Origin of the sequence: Microbacterium sp. KHB019 (genome assembly GCF_037285405.1) — a bacterium.
Taxonomy (GTDB): Bacteria; Actinomycetota; Actinomycetes; order Actinomycetales; family Microbacteriaceae; genus Microbacterium.
Map to the genome: position 1 here is coordinate 775,107 of NZ_JBBDHF010000001.1, position 19,805 is coordinate 794,911.

Consider the following 19,805-nt stretch of genomic DNA (forward strand, 5'->3'; position numbering starts at 1 on the left):
TCAGTACCTCAGTTTCTCTGGTGGGTTCGGGGAACAGGCACGCGCACGAGCGCCCGCGCAGCCATGATCAGCAGCACGGTCACCAGCACGTTGCGCACGGTCAGCAGCAGCACGGGCAGCGGCTCGGCGCGGAGCAGTCCGTCGTAGGTGAGCGGGTAGACGAGACAGGTCAGCGCACTGAGCGCGAGGACGAGCGCGACGGGGAGCCCGGAACGGGTCCTGTCGAACACGATCCAGAGGATGACGGGCGCGATCAGCCAGGTCTGGAACTGCGGCGAGCCGACCTTGTTCGTCACGATCAGCACGGCGACGAGCGTGAGGGCGAGCGGCGGGAACAGCCGAGGGAAGGATGCTCCGCGTGCCGCCTTGAACGCGCCGTAGACAAGAGCGCCGACCGCGGCGAGCGCCATGAGCGGAGTGAGCAGCGCCGAGACCGCGTCGACCCCCGGCGCGCCGATCTGGAAGGTGAGGATCTCGTAGCTGTAGTCGATGGATGCCGCCCCCGCCGCCGCCATCCACATGAAGGGCGTCGCGGCGACGGATTCGATCTGCAGCCCGCGCCCGGTCTGCTCGAACACGAACCCGAGCAGGTGCCGGTCGGCGCCGAGGAGGAACAGCAGCACGACGATCCCCGCAGTCGCCGCGAGGAAGACCAGCAGCATCCGCATGCGCGTCCGCGCCGCCGCCACCGCAGCGACGAACAGTGCACCCGGCCAGATCTTGATCCACGCGGCGAGGGCGAGCATGGCAGCGGCCAGCGCCGGGCGCTTCACGAGCCAGCAGCCGCCGATCACCGCCAACGGCACCGTGATCGCGTCGATGCGGTACATCGCGATGGGACCGAGCAGCAGGAGCGCAGCCGTCCAGAACCAGCCGGCCGACCGCCGAGCGGCCGCGCCGTCGCGCCCGACGAGCACGCCGAAGCCGACGGCATCCAGAGCCGTCACGAGCACAGCCCAGCCGATCAGATACGCGCCGGTCGTGCCGGCGAGGCCGTTCAGGGGCCACGCCAGCAGCTGGGTGAGCAGCATCGGCAGCAGCGCCGGCTGCGGGTAGACCCACGACTCGGTGATCCCGACGATCGCGCCGCCGCTGAGCGCCGAGGCGGACCACGGCTGATACACGAGCACGACATCGCCCATGGGCTGGGTCGGGTACACCCAGCCCAGCCAGGCGACGATCACGTGCGCGGCGAGGAAGGCGGCCCACAGGGCCGTCACGCGCATCTTCACGACAGCAGGTCTTCGATGGCAGCGGGGATCGCCTCGGCGACGTCGAGCGCGACGATCGGGTGCCCCGGTCCGTCGGCGGCACCGGATGCCAGCGCCGCCGCGTACCCGTGCAGCCACGTCGCGGCGGCCGCGACCTCATCGAGTGGAGCATCCGCGTTCGTGGCGATCAGCGCCCCGAGCATCCCGGCCAGTACGTCGCCGGCACCCGCGGTGGCGAGCCATCCCGGCGCTCCCGTGACATTCGTGACGCTGCCGTCGGGAGCGGCTATCAGCGTCGTCGCACCCTTCAGAAGGACAGTCGCGGACAGCAGCGCCGCCACCTCGGCAGCGTCAGCCGCACGATCGCCTGAGCTGCCCGCGTTCAGGCCGAGCCGCGCGCGCAGCCGAGCGAACTCGCCCGCGTGCGGGGTGACGACCAGCGGTGCGGTGGCTTTCGGCGCGAGATCGAGGGCGCCCGCGTCGACGGCGACCGGCGCCGTGCCGGCGAGGATGTCGTGGAGCGCGCGATCCTCGTCCCAGCTGCGGTGCGCCGCACTCGTGCCGGAGCCGATCACCCAGGCGTCGACGCGTGTACTGCCGATGTCTGCCGCGGCGACGGTCTCGGGGCGCCGGGCGATCACGGCATCCGCCGCCCTCCCCTCCCCGACGAAGCGGACGAACCCTGCACCGGTGCGCCACGCCGCCTCGACGCCGAGCACGGCGGCGCCCGGGTACGCGTTCGAACCGGTGCGCACGGCGACGACGCCGCGAGAGTACTTGTCATCGTCCGCGGTCGGCACGCGCAGAAACGGCACTGTGTCCGCACGGGACCATTCGCGGACATCGACCATGTCTTCCACGCTAGCGCGCCGACCCCCTCCACGCCGGTACTACGTTCGAAGCGTGAGTCTTCTCTTCTCCCCGCTCCGCATCCGTTCCGTCACATTCCCGAACCGGCTCTGGGTATCACCGATGTGCATGTACAGCGCCGTGGACGGCGTCGCACAGGAATGGCATCACGCGCACCTCACCCAGTTCGCGTCCGGAGGTGCCGGGCTGATCGTCGCCGAAGCCACCAGCGTCGTCCCCGAGGGGCGCATCTCCCCGCGGGACACCGGCATCTGGAACGACGAGCAGCGCGACGCCTGGGCGCCGGTCGTCGAGGCCATCCATCACCGCGGCGGAATCGCGGGCATCCAGCTCGCCCATGCCGGACGCAAAGCCTCGACGTGGTGGCCGTGGGCGGATGATCGCGGCTCCGTGCCGGAGGCGGACGGCGGGTGGGCGACGGTCGCTCCCTCCGCCGTGGCCTTCGAGGGGTTCGCCAAGCCGGTCGCCCTGGACGCTGACGGCATCGAGCGCGTCGTCATCGGATTCCGGGACGCGGCCCGAAGAGCGCTGGATGCCGGATTCGACGTGCTCGAAGTGCACAGCGCGCACGGCTACCTGCTGCACCAGTTCCTCTCCCCCCTGTCCAACCGACGTTCCGATACGTACGGCGGGTCGCTGGAGAACCGCGCACGGCTGCTGCTGAGGGTGGTCGATGCCGTGCGCGAGGTCGCAGGCAGCGGCGTGCCGATACTCGTGCGCATCTCTGCCACCGATCACGCCGAGGGCGGGTTCACCCCTGAAGAGGCCGCGACGGTGGCCGAGTGGGCGATCGCTCGCGGTGCCGACCTCATCGATGTCTCCAGCGGAGGCCTGGTCGCACACCAGCGAATCGACGTCCACCCGGGGTATCAGGTACCGCTGGCCGCCACGGTGCATCAGGAGGGCGGGATCCCCGTATCGGCGGTCGGCCTCATCACCGATGCGGCGCAGGCCGAGCAGATCCTCGCCGACGGCTCGGCCGACGCCGTCTTCGCGGGTCGCGAATGGCTGCGAGATCCGCACTTCGGACTGCGCGCGGCCCACGAGCTCGGTGCAGAGGTCGTCTGGCCGCCGCAGTACCTGCGCGCACGCTGGCGTTGATCCTGCGGCGGCCGTCGACTATCGGCCGTGCACCCTCCTGGTCGCGTCCTGGACCTCGCCGACGAGCTCCTCGAGGATGTCCTCGAGGAACAGCACCGCCGTGGTCTCGCCTCGGGCGTCGCGCACCCTGGCGAGGTGGCGGCCGGCGCGACGCATGATCGCCAGTGCATCCTCGAGGTCGGTGTCCTCCTGCACCGGCACCATGTGGTGGATGCGCTTGGAGGGGATCGGCACCAGCGTCTTCGCAGCCGCGTCGTCGCCCTCCGACGCACGGAGGATGTCCTTGAGATGCACGTACCCGAGCGGCATGCTCTCGTCGTCGACGATCACATAGCGCGAGAAACCGTACCGGGCCACGGCCCGCTCGATGTCATCCGGCGTGGTCGTCTGCGGCAGCGTCACCAGATCGCTCAGGGCGACGGCGACGTCACGCGCCTTCTTGTCGGTGAACTCGACGGCCTTCGCGACCGCACCTGAGGCGTCGCTCAGAACGCCCTCGCGTCTCGACTGGTTGACGATGGTCGCGACCTCGTCGATCGTGAAGGTCGACGCAGCCTCGTTCTTCGGCTCGACGCGGAACAGCCTCAGCACACCGTTCGCTGCTGCATTGAGCACCCAGATCACGGGGTGGAAGACCTTCGAGACCCAGACCAACGGCGGTGCGAGCATCAGCACCGCCCGATCCGGCACTGAGAACGCGAGGTTCTTCGGCACCATCTCGCCGAACACGACGTGCAGGTAGGACACCAGCACCAGGGCGATGACGAATCCGACGATGTCGACGACGGGCTCGGCCCATCCGAGGGCGTGCATCGGCACGCCGAGCAGGTGGTGGATCGCCGGTTCTGAGACGTTCAGGATCAGCAGCGAGCAGATCGTGATGCCGAGTTGCGATGTCGCGAGCATGAGCGTCGCGTGCTCCATCGCGTACAGGGCGGTCTTCGCAGCACGCGATCCCTGCTCTGCACGCGGCTCGATCTGCGAACGGCGCGCGGAGATCACGGCGAACTCGGCGCCGACGAAGAAGGCGTTCGCGATCAGCAGGATCACGAGCCAGAGGATTCCCATCCAGTCGCTCATCGGGTCACCTCCTCGGTTGTGGCATCGACCGGCACCGGGGTGTACCGGATGCGGTCGACACGGCGGCCGTCCATGCGGACGACCTGCAGCACACCGGAGTCGAGGGTGACCTCGTCACCGGTGGCCGGAACGCGCTCGAGAACGCTCATGATGTAGCCGCCGACGGTGTCGTAGACATCACCTTCCGGCACGCGCACACCCGTGCGGTTCCGCAGCTCGTCCGGGCGCAGCTCGCCGGGGAACGTGATCGAGTCACGCCCCTGCACGACGCCGGCGCGGCTTCGGTCGTGCTCATCAGAGACCTCGCCGACGATCTCCTCGACCAGGTCCTCGAGGGTCACGATTCCGGCGGTCCCGCCGTACTCGTCGACGACGATCGCGAGCTGGTAGCCCTTGGCGCGCAGTTCGGAGATCAGCACGTCGAGGTGCAGGGTCTCGGGGACGCGCAGCGGTTCTGTCGCGAGCGCGCCGACCGGCACCTCGTTGCGACGCTCACGCGGCACCGAGACGGCGGCTTTCAAGTGGACGACGCCTGTGATGTCGTCCAAGTCGTCGTCGTAGACGGGGAAGCGGCTGTGGCCGGTGCGGCGCGCGAGCTGGATGACATCCTCGGCGGAGTCGCTCGCGGCGATCGCGTGCATGCTCGGCCGCGGCGTCATGACGTCGTCGGCGGACAGTCGGGCGAACGTGAGGCTGCGATCGAGCAGGGTCGCCGTATCGGCCTCGAGGACGCCGGCGCTGGCGGAGCGGCGGACGAGCGAGGAGAGCTCCTCGGCGGTGCGTGCTCCGGAGAGCTCTTCCTTGGGTTCGATGCCCATCGAACGAAGGATGCCGTTGGCGCTGTTGTTGAGAAGCAGGATCGCCGGCTTGAACACGGTCGTGAACGCCACTTGGAACGGGACGACGAGCTTCGCCGTGGCCCGCGGGAGAGCGAGCGCGAAGTTCTTCGGCACGAGTTCGCCGAGGATCATCGACAGCACGGTCGCGATGAACATCGCCACGATCGTCGAGATCGGGCTCACCGATGCTTCTGACAAGCCCCACCCGAGGAGGACGGGACTCAGCAGGTTCGAGAGAGCCGGTTCCATCGTGTAACCGGTCAGCAGCGTGGTCAGCGTGATGCCGAGCTGAGCGGACGACAGATGGGTGGAGGTGTGCTTGAGGGCGCTGATCGTCAGCGACAGCCGCGATTCACCGCGCGCCTGACGTGCTTCGAGTTCAGCGCGGTCGAGGTTGACGAGCGCGAACTCGCTGGCGACGAACAGGCCCGTCCCCACCGTGAGCAGGAGCCCCACGCCCAACATGACGTAATCCATCAGACGCTCCCCTCCTCGGAGTGGCAGCGCGGGCAATGGGGCGATGTACTACAACTGGGAGGGTCGTCCATGGTGCATCGATTCTACCGAATCGCCCGGACGCTCTCTGTTGTTTTCGCTGTGAGTTCCCGCGGGCGCGCGACCGGCTACCAGCTGACCGGCAGCGCCTTGCCCTCTTCGTACCCCGCCGCCGACTGACGTCCCACCAGCGCACGGTCATGGAACTCGGGCACGGAGGCGGCACCGGCATAGGTGAACGACGAGCGCACGCCGGACGTGATCATGTCGAGCAGGTCCTCGACGCCCGGGCGCAGCGGATCGAGGTAGATCTTCGACGAGGAGATTCCCTCGGCGAAGAGCTCCTTGCGAGCCCGTTCGTACGCGTCGAGACGTCCGAAGCGCGCCTGCACCGCCTTGGTCGAGGCCATGCCCCACGACTCCTTGTAGAGGCGCCCGTCGCCGTCTGCCTGCAGTCGGCCCGGCGCCTCGATGGTTCCGGCGAACCACGAGCCGATCATGACGGATGCCGCACCGGCGGCGAGCGCGAGAGCGACGTCCCGCGGGTACCGCACTCCCCCGTCCGCCCATACGTGCGCCCCTGCGGCGTGCGCGGCCTCTGCGGTCTCGAGCACGGCGGAGAACTGCGGCCGCCCCACGGCGGTCATCATGCGGGTCGTGCACATGGCGCCGGGGCCGACGCCGACCTTGAGGATCGATGCTCCGGCGTCGACGAGGTCGTTCACGCCGTCGGCGGTGACGATGTTGCCGGCCACCAGCGGGATGCCGAGATCGAGAGCGGACACGGTGGCCAGAGCCCGGAGCATGCCCTCCTGATGCCCGTGCGCCGTGTCGAGGACGAGGACGTCCACGCCCGCCCCAGCCAGGGCACGCGCCTTCGCTGCGACATCGCCGTTGATGCCGATGGCCGCTCCGACCGCGAGCCGTCCCTGCGCGTCGACGGCCGGAGAGTAGAGGGTCGACCGCAGCGCACTGCGAGCGCTCAGCGTGCCGACGAGGTGCCCGTGGTCGAGCACCGTGACCAGTTCGGCGCCCGTCTCGCTGATCACGTCGAACGCCGCCCGCGGGTCGGCGGCATCCTCCGCCTCCAGCGCTGGGCTGCCGGAGCGCACGAGATCGCCGAGCTGAGCGTCGGGCAACGCCGTCGCCAACCGCGTGGCGGGCAGGATGCCGCGCACTGCGGAGGCGTCGATGCCGCGGCCGCCATCGGCCACGACGACACCGTGCCCCGCCACGGGCGGCAGCAGCTGCAGCGCATCGGCGACAGTCGCCGCCGGCGACAGAACGAGCGGGGTGTCCCATCGCACGGGCTGCGCCTTGACCTCGCGGATCGCGGCGTCCAGGTCCTGCAGCGGCATGTCCTGGGGAAGGATGCCCAGGCCACCGCGTCGTGCCAGTACGGCTGCGAGTCGAGGACCGGTGACGGAGTTCATGTTCGACGCGACCAGCGGGATGGTCGCCGGGGTGCCGTCCTGGGGTGCGAGATCGACCTCGAGCCGACTGGTGATGTCCGACCGGCGCGGCACCAGGAACACATCCGAGTACGTGAGATCTACGGCTGGTTGCTCGCTGACGAACTTCATGACTCCACGGTAGCTTTCCCGGCCGCTCCGCGGGCGCGTCACGTCACCTGTCCCCGTGTGAGAACACGTTAGGCTAGACGGCAGGATGCGCGAACCCGGGGGCCTCCCGAACTCGCGTGCACAAATATCTTCAGCGATGAAAGAGGGCGATAACGCGTGGCCAACCAGGTAGCCGGCGTCGGGGGTTCGGACGACGGAGATTTCGGAGCCAATTCCTGGCTCGTCGACGAGCTGTTCGAACAGTTCAAGGCCGATCGCAACTCCGTCGACAAGGAGTGGTGGCCGATCCTGGAGAACTACACGCCGGATGCCGCATCCGCCGCTCCCGCATCCCCCACGGCGAGCACGGCGACTGATCAGCATCCCGTCACCGCGCCCATCCCCGTGATCGGCACGCAGCCGGTCGCGAAGACCACGGCGAAGCCGGCCAAGCAGGCGCCCATCCCCGCACAGGCGCCCAAGCCGGACCCGAAGGCGAAGCCGGCCGACGAGGTCGCTGTCGATGAGGACAAGGTCACCGTCCTCCGCGGCATGCCGAAGACCCTCGCGGCGAACATGGACCAGTCCCTCACCGTTCCCACCGCGACCAGCGTCCGCACGATCCCGGCGAAGTTGATGATCGACAACCGGATCGTCATCAACAACCACATGTCGCGCTCGCGCGGCGGCAAGGTGAGCTTCACGCACCTCATCGGCTGGGCACTGATCCAGACGTTCAAGGAGTTCCCCAGCCAGAACGTGTTCTACGCCGAGATCGACGGCAAGCCCTCGGTCGTCGCCCCCGCGCACGTCAACTTCGGCATCGCGATCGACCTGCCCAAGCCGGACGGGACTCGCGCACTCATGGTGCCGAGCATCAAGAACGCCGACACGCTGACATTCACCGAGTACCTCGCCGCCTACGAGGACCTCGTCACCCGCGCCCGCGGCAACAAGCTCACCGCTACAGATTTCGCCGGCACCACGGTCTCGCTGACCAACCCGGGTGGAATCGGAACGGTGCACTCGGTGCCGCGTCTCATGAAGGGCCAGGGCTGCATCATCGGCGCCGGCGCCCTCGAGTACCCGGCCGAGTTCCAGGGCTCCAGCGACAAGACGCTCGCCGAGCTCGGCATCGGCAAGACGATCACCCTGACCAGCACCTACGACCACCGCGTCATCCAGGGCGCCGGTTCGGGTGAGTTCCTCAAGAAGGTGCACGAGCTCCTCATCGGCCAGCGCGGCTTCTACGACGAGATCTTCGCTGCGCTGCGCATCCCGTACGCGCCGATCCGCTGGAACTCGGACATCGCCGTCGACCTCGCCGAGCGCGTCGACAAGCAGTCGCGCGTGCAGGAGCTGATCAACTCCTACCGCGTGCGCGGCCACCTGATGGCCGATATCGACCCGCTCGAGTACGTCCAGCGCTCGCACCCCGACCTCGAGATCGAGAGCCATGGACTGACGTTCTGGGATCTCGACCGCGAGTTCGTCACCGGTGGCTTCGGCGGCAAGCGCGTCATGAAGCTGCGCGACATCCTCGGTGTGCTGCGCGACTCCTACTGCCGCACGCTCGGCATCGAGTACATGCACATCCAGGACCCGGAGCAGCGCCGCTGGTTCCAGGAGAAGCTCGAGATCAAGTACCAGAAGCCCGGCCACGACGAGCAGTTGCGTGTCCTTCGCAAGCTCAACGAGGCCGAGGCCTTCGAGACCTTCCTGCAGACGAAGTTCGTCGGGCAGAAGCGGTTCTCCCTCGAGGGCGGCGAGTCCCTGATCCCGCTGCTCGACGAGATCCTGCAGGGTGCGGCGACCGGTGGCCTCGACGGCGCCGCGATCGGCATGGCGCACCGCGGCCGCCTGAACGTCCTCACCAACATCGCCGGGAAGACCTACGGTCAGGTCTTCCGCGAGTTCGAGGGCACCCAGATGCCCGGCAACCAGCGCGGATCCGGCGACGTCAAGTACCACCTGGGCACCGAGGGCACATTCGTCGCCGACGACAAGTCCGAGCTGCCGGTGTACCTGGCGGCCAACCCGTCGCACCTCGAGACCGTCGACGGCGTCCTCGAGGGCATCGTCCGGGCCAAACAGGATCGCAAGCCCATCGGCACCTTCTCCTGGCTGCCGATCCTGGTCCACGGCGACGCCGCGTTCGCGGGTCAGGGCGTCGTGGTCGAGACCATGCAGATGTCGCAGCTGCGCGGCTACCGCACCGGCGGCACGATCCACGTGGTCGTCAACAATCAGGTCGGCTTCACGACCACGCCGACCGATGCTCGCTCCTCCGTTTACGCGACGGACGTCGCCAAGACGATCCAGGCGCCCATCTTCCACGTGAACGGCGACGACCCCGAGTCGGTCATCCACGTCGCTCAGCTGGCGTTCGAGTACCGTGAGCGGTTCAACCGCGACGTCGTGATCGACCTCGTGTGCTACCGCCGCCGCGGTCACAACGAGGGCGACGACCCGTCCATGACGCAGCCGCTGATGACCGACCTCATCCAGGCCAAGCGCTCGGTGCGCAAGCTCTACACCGAGGCTCTCGTCGGTCGAGGCGACATCACCGAAGAGGAGTACGAGCAGGCGAAGGCCGACTTCCAGAGCCGCCTCGAGGTCGCCTTCGCCGAGACGCACGCGGCCGAGACCGGCGCAACGCCGATCGCCCCCGAACTCGCCCCTGTGGACGAGGTCGTCGGCGCTCCGGACGTCACCGGCATCTCGAACGAGGTCGTCTCGCTGATCGGCGAAGCCTTCGGCAACAAGCCGGAGGGCTTCACCGTGCACCCGAAGATCCAGCAGCTGCTGGACAAGCGGGTCGAGATGACGAAGACGGGCAACATCGACTGGGGCTTCGGCGAACTGCTCGCATTCGGCTCGCTCCTCGTCGAGGGCACCACGGTGCGCCTCGCCGGCCAGGACTCGCGCCGAGGCACCTTCGTGCAGCGTCACGCGGTGCTGCACGACCGCGCGAACGGCCAGGAGTGGCTGCCGCTGGCGAACCTGTCCGAGAATCAGGGCCGGTTCTTCATCTACGACTCGCTGCTCAGCGAGTACGCGGCGATGGGCTACGAGTACGGATACTCGGTGGAGGCGCCGGAGGCGCTGGTCCTCTGGGAGGCGCAGTTCGGCGACTTCGCCAACACCGCGCAGGCCGTCATCGACGAGTACATCTCCTCCGCCGAGCAGAAGTGGGGCCAGCAGTCCGGCGTCACGCTGCTGCTCCCCCACGGCTACGAGGGGCAGGGACCCGATCACTCGTCCGCGCGCATCGAGCGCTTCCTGCAGCTGTGCGCGCAGGAGAACATGATCGTCGCCCGACCGTCGACGCCCGCGTCGCACTTCCACCTGCTGCGCCGCCAGGCGTACGCTCGCCCGCGCAAGCCGCTCATCGTGTTCACGCCGAAGGCCATGCTGCGACTGCGCGGCGCGACCAGCAACGTCGAGGACTTCACCACCGGCCGCTTCGAGCCCGTGCTCGACGACGAGCGCCAGCTCGACCGCAATGAGGTCAAGCGCGTGCTCGTGCACTCGGGCAAGATCCACTGGGATCTGCGCAGCGAGCTCGAGAAGAACCCCAACGATCAGATCGCCCTGGTCCGCCTCGAGCAGCTGTACCCGACCCCCATGGAGGGGCTGAAGCAGATCACCGACACGTACCCGAACGCCGAATTGGTGTGGGTGCAGGACGAGCCGGAGAACCAGGGCGCGTGGCCGTTCCTTGCGCTCGAGTTCGACAAGGTCCGCGACCGCGGCTTCCGTGCGGTGTCCCGCGCCGCATCGGCGTCACCGGCGACGGGCTCGTCGAAGGTGCACGCCAGCGAGCAGGCAGACCTGCTCAAGCGCGCGCTGACGCTGGACTGACGACCAGGGCGCTCGTCCTCAGTACCAGATGCCGAGGACGGGCGCCTGCACGGCGCGGAACGCGTCGTCGATGGATGCGGCGACCTCTGCCGCGGCATCCAGACGCCCGGCGTTGCGCAATTGCGTCGCGCTGACTCCCCCGACGTAGAGCGCCGAAAGCGTGGCGGCGTCGAGCACGGCATCCGGTATCCCGGATTCGGCCGACACGACGGCAGCCCGCCCGTCGGTGACCGTCAGCCGCCACGTCCCGGCGGCGAAGCCCAGGGAGTCGTCGACTCTCAGCACGAGGTCGAGGGGCGCCCGATACGTGCGGGCCTCGAGGGCCGCCGCGACATCGAGGATCCGCAGCCAGCCGTGGTCGTGCACACGGATCTCGACGCCGCGGGGATCCTGCACCATCCACGGCAGCGGGTCATCCACGGGGCGCAGATCAGCGGTCACCCTGTCGACGAGGTCGTGCTGCAGTGCGAAGCTCCACAGTGCGGAGAGCGCATCCGGCGTCACAGCCGACAGCAGCGAGATCTGCATCTCCGACCGGAACGCACCGGGGATGTCCTCCAGCGTGTACACGAGGACACCCCGCACGTTTCCCTCGCCGTCGACGTAGCGGACGCCGCGCACCTTTGCCGCTGAGGGATTCCCCGGAGCGACGCCGGTCATGCGGCCCCAGCGCCGCGGCCAGCCCGCGATCTGCCCGGCACGCTGCGTCCGTTCGACGTCGTGGACCGTCGCGACCGTCGTGGGCAGCGCATCCTTGTCGACGTACTCGACACGGCCCGCCGGCGCCGGCGCAGCCCAGCCGGCTCGTCGGGTGTCGACGATGACCTTGGCCACCGGGACTGCCGGTGCGAAGCCGTAGCGGCCGTAGATCGTCGCCTCCGACGCGGTGAGGCCCGCGATCGCGACGCCGGCCGTGGCGGCGGCCCGCAGCTCGCCCTCGAGGAGGGCGCGTGCGATGCCGCGGCGTCGGTGCGTGCCGGACACCGTGACCGAGCTGATCGCCCACATGCCGATCTCGCCGCCGGGCACGGTCAGCGGTGCGACCCAGGAGTTGACCGTGGCGACAGGCCAGGTGCCGACCGGAGCATCGGTCTCGAAGACGCCGACGTTGCGGCGCTCGACGATCCCGGCGCGATCCGCCGCTACGACGTCCTCTGCCGGCTCAGCATCCAGGAATCCTCGAGAATCCGCACGGAGGAACGCCTCGGTGTCGGCATCCGATGCGGTGTCGACGAGCCGGTAGGTCAGGCCCTGAGCTCTCAGGCGCTCGGCGGATGCGGGGTCGACGGGGATCTGGCGTGCGTCGGTCATCGTGCCAGCCTATGGGAGGCAGCGGACGCGGCGACAGCGCGACGCGTCAGTGGGCCGTCGCCTGCACCGCGCGCAGCTTGGCGAGCACGAGGTCGCGCAGCTCCTCAGGAGCCGTCTCCTTGCATGCGCGCGCCACGACCTCGGTCAGGGTGCTGGCGACCAGCGCCTCTCCCTGGCAGGACGGGCAGTTCTCGATGTGCTCACGGATCTGCGAGTGCTCTGTCTTGCACACCTCGTTGCGGAGGTACTCCTCGAGATCCTGACGGGCCTTGTCACAGCCGCAATCGGTCATTTCCTGCTCCTCGTGGTTGCCGTGGCGATTCCTCGCTCGGCGGCATAATCCGCCAGCAGCTCCCGTAGCATCCGCCTGCCACGATGCAGGCGGCTCATCACGGTGCCGATGGGGGTCTTCATGATGTCGGCGATCTCCTGATACGCGAATCCCTCGACGTCTGCCAGGTACACCGCCAGGCGGAAGTCCTCAGGGACCTCCTGCAGCGCGTCCTTCACGGCGGATGCCGGCATCCGGTCGATCGCCTCGGCCTCAGCCGAACGGCTGTGCGTGGCCGTCGTCGACTCCGCACCGCCCATCTGCCAGTCCTCGAGTTCGTCGATCGTCCCCTGGTACGGCTCGCGCTGCTTCTTGCGGTAGATGTTGATGTAGGTGTTCGTGAGGATGCGGTAGAGCCACGCCTTCAGGTTCGTACCCTGGGTGAACGACGACCAGGACGCGAACGCCTTGACGAACGTCTCCTGCACGAGATCAGCGGCGTCAGCGGGATTGCGCGTCATGCGCATCGCCGCGGCGTACAGCTGATCCATGAAAGGGATCGCCTGCTCCTCGAACTGGCGCTGAGCGTCGTCGGGAGTGTCTACGGAAGTCGTGTCATCCATCAACGGCCAGTCTAGGCCGACGAGGACTTCGAGCTCACGCTCGATCGTTGCGATCACGCCCCCTCCTCTCTCAGCGTTCTCGGGGCCATTCACTAAGGTTGAAACCGATGAGCGACACGACCTATTCCCCATCTCCCGCCGCGGGCGCCTACGCAGCGCCCGCAGCCGCCGGAGCCGTGCACGCAACCCTGACGATCCCCGGGTCGAAGTCGCTCACGAACCGCGAACTGATGATCGCCGCGATCGCCGACGGACCAGGCCGACTGATCGCTCCGCTGCACTCGGACGACTCGCGCCGCATGGTCGAAGCGCTGCGTGCGCTGGGCATCGGAATCGAGGAGGTCGACGGAGCCGGCGAGTTCGGTCCAGACCTCGTGATCACGCCGGAACCGCTCCACGGAGACGCGACGATCGACTGCGGTCAGGCGGGCACCGTGATGCGTTTCATCGCGCCTCTGGCGGGGCTGGCAGCGCAGGACGTGCACCTGACCGCCCATGAGAGCGCTCTGCACCGGCCGATGGGAGCCATGATCACCGCGCTGCGCGACCTCGGTGTCGACATCGACGACGAGGGCACCTGGTCGCTGCCGTTCACGATCCGCGGTCACGGCCGCATCCGTGGCGGTCGGATCGAGATCGACGCCTCCGCATCCAGCCAGTTCGTCTCCGGGCTCCTGCTGGCCGCTCCTCGCTTCGATGTCGGCCTGCACCTCGTGCACACCGGCGAGCACCTGCCGAGTCTTCCGCACATCGACATGACCATCGAATCCCTGAGCCGCCGGGGCATCCGCATCGAGCGACCGGCCGTCGGCGAGTGGCTCGTCGAAAGCGGAGTCCCCCGCGCCAAGGAGATCGCGATCGAGCCGGATCTGTCGAACGCCGCACCGTTCCTCGCCGCGGCGATGATCACCGGCGGCGAGGTGTCAATCCCCGGCTGGCCCCTGCACTCCACTCAACCGGGCGCGCTCCTGCCCGACATCCTGCAGGCCATGGGAGCGCACGTCGGCCGTCACAGCGGCACGATGACCGTGCGCGCCGGCGACGGCATCCGTGGTCTGGATCTGGATCTGTCGGCCGCCAGCGAGCTGACCCCCACGATCGTCGGACTCGCCGCGTTCGCCGACAGGCCGACGTCCATCCGCGGGATCGGACACATCCGTCTGCACGAGACCGATCGCATCGCAGCCCTCATCGCGAACCTCGCGGCGCTCGGCGGCGAGGTCGAAGAGCTGTCCGATGGGCTGCGGGTGATCCCCCGGCCGCTGCACGGCGGCGAATGGGCGGCGTACCACGACCACCGCATCGCGACCACGGGCGCCCTGATCGGGCTGCGGGTGCCTGGCGTCGTCGTCGACGACATCGGCACCACGGCCAAGACCCTGCCGGAGTTCACCCTGCTCTGGGATCGGATGCTGGCCGGAGGAGGCAGCGGCGCGTGAGCTGGCTCGATCCGGACGACGACCTCGACGACGAGTTCGAGGACTTCGACGAGAGCAGCATCCGCACCCGTCCGAATCCGAAGGCGAACCGTCCGCGGACCAAGCGACGTCCGGCGCACGAGGACGCAGAGATCGGTCGCGTGCTCGGAGTCGACCGCGGACGCTACAGCGTGATGCTCGACGAGGGCGGCTCCGATGAGCGCGTCATCACCACGACCAGAGCGCGTGAGCTGCGGCGCACACCAATCGTCACGGGCGATCGGGCTCGCGTCGTCGGCGACACCTCCGGCGTCGTGGGCACGCTCGCGCGCATCGTCGGACTCGATCCGCGCGCGTCGCTTCTGCGGCGCAGCGCCGATGACACCGATCAGGTCGAGCGTGTGATCGTCGCGAATGCCGATCAGATGCTCATCGTCGTGGCTGCGGCGGACCCCGAACCCCGGCCCCGGCTGGTCGATCGTTACCTCGTGGCGGCCCTGGATGCCGGCATCCGCCCGCTTCTCGTCGTCACCAAGACCGATCTCGCCGATCCTGCGCCGTTCCTCGCCCATTTCGCGGGGCTCGACCTCCGCGTGTTCACGAGCGAGCGCGACGAGATGCCGGTGGACGAGATCGGCGAGGCGCTGATCGGACACTCCACCGTCTTCGTCGGCCACTCCGGGGTCGGCAAGTCGACGCTCGTCAATGCTCTGGTTCCGTCCGCCGGTCGTGCGACCGGCCATGTCAATCAGGTGACAGGCCGCGGACGCCACACCTCATCCTCGACAGTCTCGCTGCGATACGAGACCCCGGCGGGCACAGGGTGGGTCATCGACACCCCCGGGGTCCGCTCGTTCGGGCTCGGACACGTCGACCCCTCGCACATCCTCGCGGCGTTCACCGAACTCGCCGAGATCGCCGAGAACTGCCCACGAGGATGCACGCATCTCGCCGACGCCCCGGATTGCGCGCTGATCGAGGCAGCGGATCGCGGAGAGCTCGGCGCCGCAGAACTCGCTCGGCTGGACTCGCTCCAGCGCCTGCTCCAGACATTCTCGGACAAGGCAGAGGGAAGAGACGCGAAGTAGGCTGGGAGGCGTGACGAATCTGCGCCTGGAACCCGGTACCCCTGCCCCCGACTTCTCGCTCACGGATCAGGACGGCGACACCGTCAGCCTGTCCGACCTGCGCGGTCAGAAGACCATTCTGTACTTCTACCCGGCTGCGATGACTCCCGGATGCACGACCCAGGCGTGCGACTTCCGCGACAGCATCGCTTCACTGCAGGGTGCCGGATACCGGGTCGTCGGCGTCTCGCGCGACGAGCCGGCGAAGCTCGCAGAGTTCCGCGACCGCGACGGGCTGACCTTCACGCTGCTCAGCGACCCGGATCACGCCGTGCACAGCGCCTACGGCGTGTGGGGCGAGAAGATGAACTACGGCAAGGTCATCGAGGGCGTCATCCGCTCGACCTTCGTGCTGGACGAGGACGGCGTCATCACGCTCGCGCAGTACAACGTCAAGGCGACGGGGCACGTCGCCCGGCTGCGCAAGGCGCTCGGCGTCGACGCCTGATCAGCTCTCGACAGGCCGGTCGCCTGCGCCCGCGTCGCCTGCGTCGGCCTTGCGCTCGCGCCTGGCTTCGATGCGCGTACTCGCGATCAGCAGCACGAACCCGACCACCCCTGGGATCCCGACACCGAGCACGAAGGGCCACGGGACAGGCGGTACCGTGAGCGAGGCCAGGGCGATCGCGATCGCCAGCACCTGAAGCACCACCCCGCCGGAGCGAGCCCAGGTGCGCCCGCGCCTCGTACCCGCCGCGAAGGCGAACAGCGCGGCCGCTCCGATCAGAGTCAGGACGATCAGCGCGATTGCCGTCGGCAGCGATGCCGCCTCGCCCGCGCCCAGTCCGATCAGGTCGATGACGGCGAACATCAGGAGGGCGAGCCCCTCGAGAGCGAGGACCGCGGCGGCGGCTGAGGCGATGGCAGATGAACGCACGGTGTCTCCGAGAAATCAGATTGCTGGCAGAAAATCCTTGATTTCACGCCACGGCTGTAACACAATGTTAACAGTCATGTGCTCCCACAGCGGCGTGGGGCGAGTATCCGCTCGCACTACTGATGAGCGTCGAACCCCGATATCGTCGCTCGCAATCGAGTCTTCGCATCGCGAACGCTCACCGTTCATCCACACCGAGGAGCCCCCATGGACTGGCGCGACAAAGCCGCCTGCTTGACCGTCGACCCCGAGCTGTTCTTCCCCGTCGGGAACACCGGCCCCGCCGTCGACCAGATCGAAAAGGCGAAAACCGTCTGCGCCACCTGCACGGTGACCGAGATCTGTCTGCAGTACGCGCTCGAGACCAGCCAGGACTCCGGTGTCTGGGGCGGCCTCTCCGAGGACGAGCGCCGCGCACTCAAGCGCCGCGCCGCACGCGCACGCCGCGCTTCCTAATCCACCGGATCCACCGGGTCAGCCGAGCCGCCTGCGGACCGAGGTCTCGACACGGCGCTTCCCGCCTCGCTCAACCATGAGTCATTTGTTGAGCCAGCGCAGCGGGATGTCGATCGACACCTCGGTGCCTTCGCCCTCCGCACCGCGCCACTCGATACTGCCGCCCAGCTCCCCCTGAATGAGGGTGCGGATGATCTGGGTGCCCAGCCCCTGGCCGACACGGCCCTCCGGCAGTCCGTGACCGCTGTCGCGCACCGACACATGCAGCTTGTCGTCCGTGCGCACGGCGTCGATCGTCACTGTGCCCTCCTTGCCAGCGAGTCCATGCTCGACGGCGTTCGTGACGACCTCGGTGAGCGCCAGTGCCAGCGGAGTCGCGTACTCGCTGGGCAGCACGCCGAAATGGCCGGTGGACTGCGTCCGCGCCCGCGTGTTCGGAGCGGATGCGACCTCGGCGACGAGCTTGAGCACGCGGTGGAACACCTCGTCGAAATCGACCTTCTGCGTCAGACCCTGCGCCAGGGTGTCGTGCACGACGGCGATCGCGTCGACACGTCGCATGGCCTGGGTGAGAGCATCCCGAGCCTCATCCGAGTGCGTACGGCGCGCCTGGATCCGCAGCAGCGAGGCCACGGTCTGCAGGTTGTTCTTGACCCGGTGGTGGATCTCGCGGATGGTCGCGTCCTTGGTGATGAGCTCCTGCTCCTGGTGACGGAGCTCGCTGACATCGCGGCAGAGGATGATGGCGCCGATGCGCGTGCCGTGGTCGCGGAGCGGGATCGCCCGCAGCGACACCGTGACCCCCCGCGCCTCGATGTCGGTGCGCCATGGCGCGCGCCCGGTCACGACGACCGGGAGCGACTCGTCGACCTGGCGAGTGCTGGGCAGGATGCGCGTGGTCACCTCTGCGAGGGACTCCCCCTCGAGCTCGTCGTCGAAGCCCATCCGGTTGAACGCGGAGAGCGCGTTGGGGCTGGCAAAAGTGCTGATGCCGTCGACGTCGATGCGGATGAGCCCGTCCGACGCGCGCGGGGCTCCGCGGCGGGGAGACGTGGGAGCAGCGAGATCGGGGAACTCCCCTGAGCTGATCATGCGGAACAGGTCGTTGGCGCACTCGTCGAAGGTGATCTGCTGGCGTGAAGGCGTCCGCGCCTCGCCGAGATTCGTGTGGCGGGTGACGACCCCGATCACGGGCGGCGTCTGCCCGTCCCGTGCCCGCGACCGGACGATCGGCACCGCCCGCACGCGAGTCGGCGTCTCCTCGAACCAGTCCGGTGACGACGAGTCGACGATCTCGCCGGAGTCGAATGCGCCCTGCACCTGAGTCCGCCACTGCGGGCGAACGCGCTCGCCGACGATGTCGCGGTAGAACAGGGTCGCTGCCCCGCTCGGACGAGTGTGCGCGACGGCGATGAAGGAACCGTCTTCGGTGGCCACCCAGATCACGATGTCCGCGGAGGCGAGATCCGCAAGCAGCTGGCCGTCACCGGCGAGACGATGGAGCCATTCGACGTCTTCGTCGTTCAGGCAGCCCTGGGCATGGACAAGGTCACTGAGGGTCGACACCCTTCCAGACTAGTCAGCGCGAGCGGCGATCAGAGCACGGCGAACGACGTGGCGCGCCAACGCCGGTCGAGACCCTCGAGCCGGATGGCGACCGCCCTGGTGCGGCCCGGTCCTGCGACGATCACGACCGCCTCGACGATGCCGTCCGCCGGCTCGGACTCCCGGATCGACAGGACTTCGAACACCGGTCGCGCCGGGGCCGTACCCCTGGCGCTGCGGGCTCGGGAAGAGAGGTTCGCTCGCGCGCTGAGCTTTCGGAACGCCTCTTCACTGAACCAACGGGCGAGCTGGTCGAGTTCTCGTACACCGGCGAAGACCTCGAGGACGCCCTGCGTGAGACTGCGCAGCAGCGGTGCGGGGTCTGGGAGATCCGACGCGGGCGTCGGCTGCGGTGCGAAATACTCTTGAAGCGTCATCATCGTCACTCTCGGTCAGCAATGGGTGCAAGTAGAGCACGCGAGCGCAGTGCTCCGCCGGGCCGCATGTAGAAGATGTGGATAACTCGTACGCCGCCGCGCACCCCTGCCGTACGCTCTCGGTGTGCATTGGGATCGTCTGTTCGAAGACCTCGAAGGTCAGCTCGCCGCCGAGTGGGAGGCCGAGAAAGCGGCGCTGGATGCCGAGTCGGAGCGGCTGCGGATCTCGAAGCTCACGCTCCTGCAACGGCTGCGGCTGATGCAGCGCAGCGATGCGCCGTTCGCCGTGCGACTCGCCGACGGTGAGCGGCAGACGGGTCGTCTGCGCGCGGTCGGAGCAGATTGGATCGCCATCCAGACCCAGGACGCCCCGGCCGCGTTGATCGTCCCCATCGCGGCCGTAGCGGGTGTCGAGACGCATCATGGGGCGATCCTGGAGACGCTCGAGGACGTCGAGATTCCGAACGACGGCATGCGCTCCCGCATGACCATGGGCTTTCTCCTCCGCGACTTCGCTCGACGCCGCCTCGCCGTGCGTCTTGCTCTCACGGACGGAGAGCAGTTGCACGGCACGATCGATCGCGCCGGGGACGACCACCTCGATCTGGCGATGCACGACCCAGGCGAGCCGCGGCTGTCCACCGTCGTGCGCGGCTTCCGGATCGTGCCCTTCACTGCAGTGCAGTGGGTTCGCACCGCCAGCGGCGCGGTCTGACCG

Annotated in this window: 18 protein-coding genes; 7 read left to right on the forward strand and 11 right to left on the reverse strand. The window is 68.5% G+C overall.

The window, feature by feature from the left end; all coding sequences use genetic code 11:
* Positions 1–8: 8 nt before the first annotated feature.
* Both KHB019_RS03865 and KHB019_RS03870 read right to left on the reverse strand, forming a co-directional pair.
* Positions 9–1,220: a hypothetical protein gene (locus tag KHB019_RS03865; protein WP_443193185.1), complete on the reverse strand. Its 1,212-nt coding sequence runs from the start codon at positions 1,218–1,220 to the stop codon at positions 9–11.
* Between the two features lie 8 nt (positions 1,221–1,228).
* Positions 1,229–2,062, reverse strand: coding sequence for an ADP-dependent NAD(P)H-hydrate dehydratase (locus KHB019_RS03870; RefSeq protein ID WP_337458109.1), 834 nt, complete (start codon positions 2,060–2,062; stop codon positions 1,229–1,231).
* Positions 2,063–2,114: 52 nt separating this feature from the next.
* Between KHB019_RS03870 and KHB019_RS03875 the strand changes: the two genes are divergently transcribed.
* Positions 2,115–3,182, forward strand: a complete 1,068-nt coding sequence (locus KHB019_RS03875) for an NADH:flavin oxidoreductase/NADH oxidase (protein ID WP_337458110.1) — start codon at positions 2,115–2,117, stop codon at positions 3,180–3,182.
* Positions 3,183–3,200: 18 nt separating this feature from the next.
* Here KHB019_RS03875 and KHB019_RS03880 read toward each other — a convergent pair whose 3' ends face one another.
* From KHB019_RS03880 to KHB019_RS03890, 3 genes are all read right to left on the reverse strand, one after another.
* Positions 3,201–4,262: a hemolysin family protein gene (locus tag KHB019_RS03880; protein WP_230102242.1), complete on the reverse strand. Its 1,062-nt coding sequence runs from the start codon at positions 4,260–4,262 to the stop codon at positions 3,201–3,203.
* Positions 4,259–5,578, reverse strand: a complete 1,320-nt coding sequence (locus KHB019_RS03885; RefSeq protein ID WP_230102241.1) for a hemolysin family protein — start codon at positions 5,576–5,578, stop codon at positions 4,259–4,261. The genes KHB019_RS03880 and KHB019_RS03885 overlap by 4 nt, the downstream gene beginning before the upstream one ends.
* 146 nt (positions 5,579–5,724) lie before the next feature.
* Complete coding sequence (locus KHB019_RS03890) at positions 5,725–7,179, reverse strand: GuaB1 family IMP dehydrogenase-related protein (RefSeq protein ID WP_337458111.1); 1,455 nt, start codon at positions 7,177–7,179, stop codon at positions 5,725–5,727.
* A gap of 156 nt (positions 7,180–7,335) precedes the next feature.
* On the opposite strand from KHB019_RS03890, the gene KHB019_RS03895 reads away from it, so the two are divergent.
* Entirely contained in the window at positions 7,336–11,022 is a 3,687-nt protein-coding gene (locus KHB019_RS03895; protein ID WP_337458112.1) for a multifunctional oxoglutarate decarboxylase/oxoglutarate dehydrogenase thiamine pyrophosphate-binding subunit/dihydrolipoyllysine-residue succinyltransferase subunit, read from the forward strand.
* A gap of 18 nt (positions 11,023–11,040) precedes the next feature.
* Here the strand turns inward: KHB019_RS03895 and KHB019_RS03900 are convergent, their stop codons facing one another.
* From KHB019_RS03900 to KHB019_RS03910, 3 genes are read right to left on the reverse strand one after another with little or no spacing between them, the layout of a single operon-like run.
* On the reverse strand, positions 11,041–12,333 hold the full coding sequence (locus tag KHB019_RS03900; protein ID WP_337458113.1) for a GNAT family N-acetyltransferase: 1,293 nt from the start codon (positions 12,331–12,333) through the stop codon (positions 11,041–11,043).
* Positions 12,334–12,379: 46 nt separating this feature from the next.
* Positions 12,380–12,625, reverse strand: a complete 246-nt coding sequence (locus KHB019_RS03905; protein WP_230102237.1) for a zf-HC2 domain-containing protein — start codon at positions 12,623–12,625, stop codon at positions 12,380–12,382.
* Positions 12,622–13,227, reverse strand: a complete 606-nt coding sequence (locus tag KHB019_RS03910; protein WP_337458395.1) for a sigma-70 family RNA polymerase sigma factor — start codon at positions 13,225–13,227, stop codon at positions 12,622–12,624. The genes KHB019_RS03905 and KHB019_RS03910 overlap by 4 nt, the downstream gene beginning before the upstream one ends.
* Positions 13,228–13,334: 107 nt before the next feature.
* Between KHB019_RS03910 and aroA the strand changes: the two genes are divergently transcribed.
* From aroA to bcp, 3 genes are read left to right on the forward strand one after another with little or no spacing between them, the layout of a single operon-like run.
* A complete protein-coding gene (gene aroA, locus KHB019_RS03915; protein ID WP_337458114.1) occupies positions 13,335–14,666 on the forward strand; it encodes a 3-phosphoshikimate 1-carboxyvinyltransferase in 1,332 nt (443 codons plus the stop codon).
* On the forward strand, positions 14,663–15,733 hold the full coding sequence (gene rsgA, locus KHB019_RS03920) for a ribosome small subunit-dependent GTPase A (protein ID WP_337458115.1): 1,071 nt from the start codon (positions 14,663–14,665) through the stop codon (positions 15,731–15,733). Before aroA ends, rsgA begins: the two co-directional genes overlap by 4 nt.
* A 10-nt stretch (positions 15,734–15,743) precedes the next feature.
* Positions 15,744–16,220 (forward strand): thioredoxin-dependent thiol peroxidase, encoded by a 477-nt coding sequence (gene bcp, locus KHB019_RS03925; protein WP_325471384.1) that lies wholly within the window; start codon positions 15,744–15,746, stop codon positions 16,218–16,220.
* Here the strand turns inward: bcp and KHB019_RS03930 are convergent, their stop codons facing one another.
* A complete protein-coding gene (locus KHB019_RS03930) occupies positions 16,221–16,649 on the reverse strand; it encodes a hypothetical protein (RefSeq protein ID WP_325471383.1) in 429 nt (142 codons plus the stop codon). It lies immediately after the preceding gene.
* A gap of 207 nt (positions 16,650–16,856) precedes the next feature.
* Between KHB019_RS03930 and KHB019_RS03935 the strand changes: the two genes are divergently transcribed.
* Positions 16,857–17,105 carry a WhiB family transcriptional regulator gene (locus tag KHB019_RS03935; RefSeq protein ID WP_017203224.1) on the forward strand — a complete coding sequence of 83 codons (249 nt, stop codon included), beginning with the start codon at positions 16,857–16,859 and terminating at the stop codon, positions 17,103–17,105.
* Positions 17,106–17,186: 81 nt separating this feature from the next.
* Here the strand turns inward: KHB019_RS03935 and KHB019_RS03940 are convergent, their stop codons facing one another.
* Positions 17,187–18,671, reverse strand: coding sequence for a sensor histidine kinase (locus KHB019_RS03940; RefSeq protein ID WP_325471382.1), 1,485 nt, complete (start codon positions 18,669–18,671; stop codon positions 17,187–17,189).
* Between the two features lie 29 nt (positions 18,672–18,700).
* Positions 18,701–19,087: an Rv3235 family protein gene (locus tag KHB019_RS03945; RefSeq protein ID WP_230102231.1), complete on the reverse strand. Its 387-nt coding sequence runs from the start codon at positions 19,085–19,087 to the stop codon at positions 18,701–18,703.
* Positions 19,088–19,211: 124 nt separating this feature from the next.
* Here KHB019_RS03945 and KHB019_RS03950 point away from each other — a divergent pair, with 124 nt between their 5' ends.
* Positions 19,212–19,802 (forward strand): hypothetical protein, encoded by a 591-nt coding sequence (locus KHB019_RS03950; RefSeq protein WP_337458116.1) that lies wholly within the window; start codon positions 19,212–19,214, stop codon positions 19,800–19,802.
* Positions 19,803–19,805: the final 3 nt, after the last annotated feature.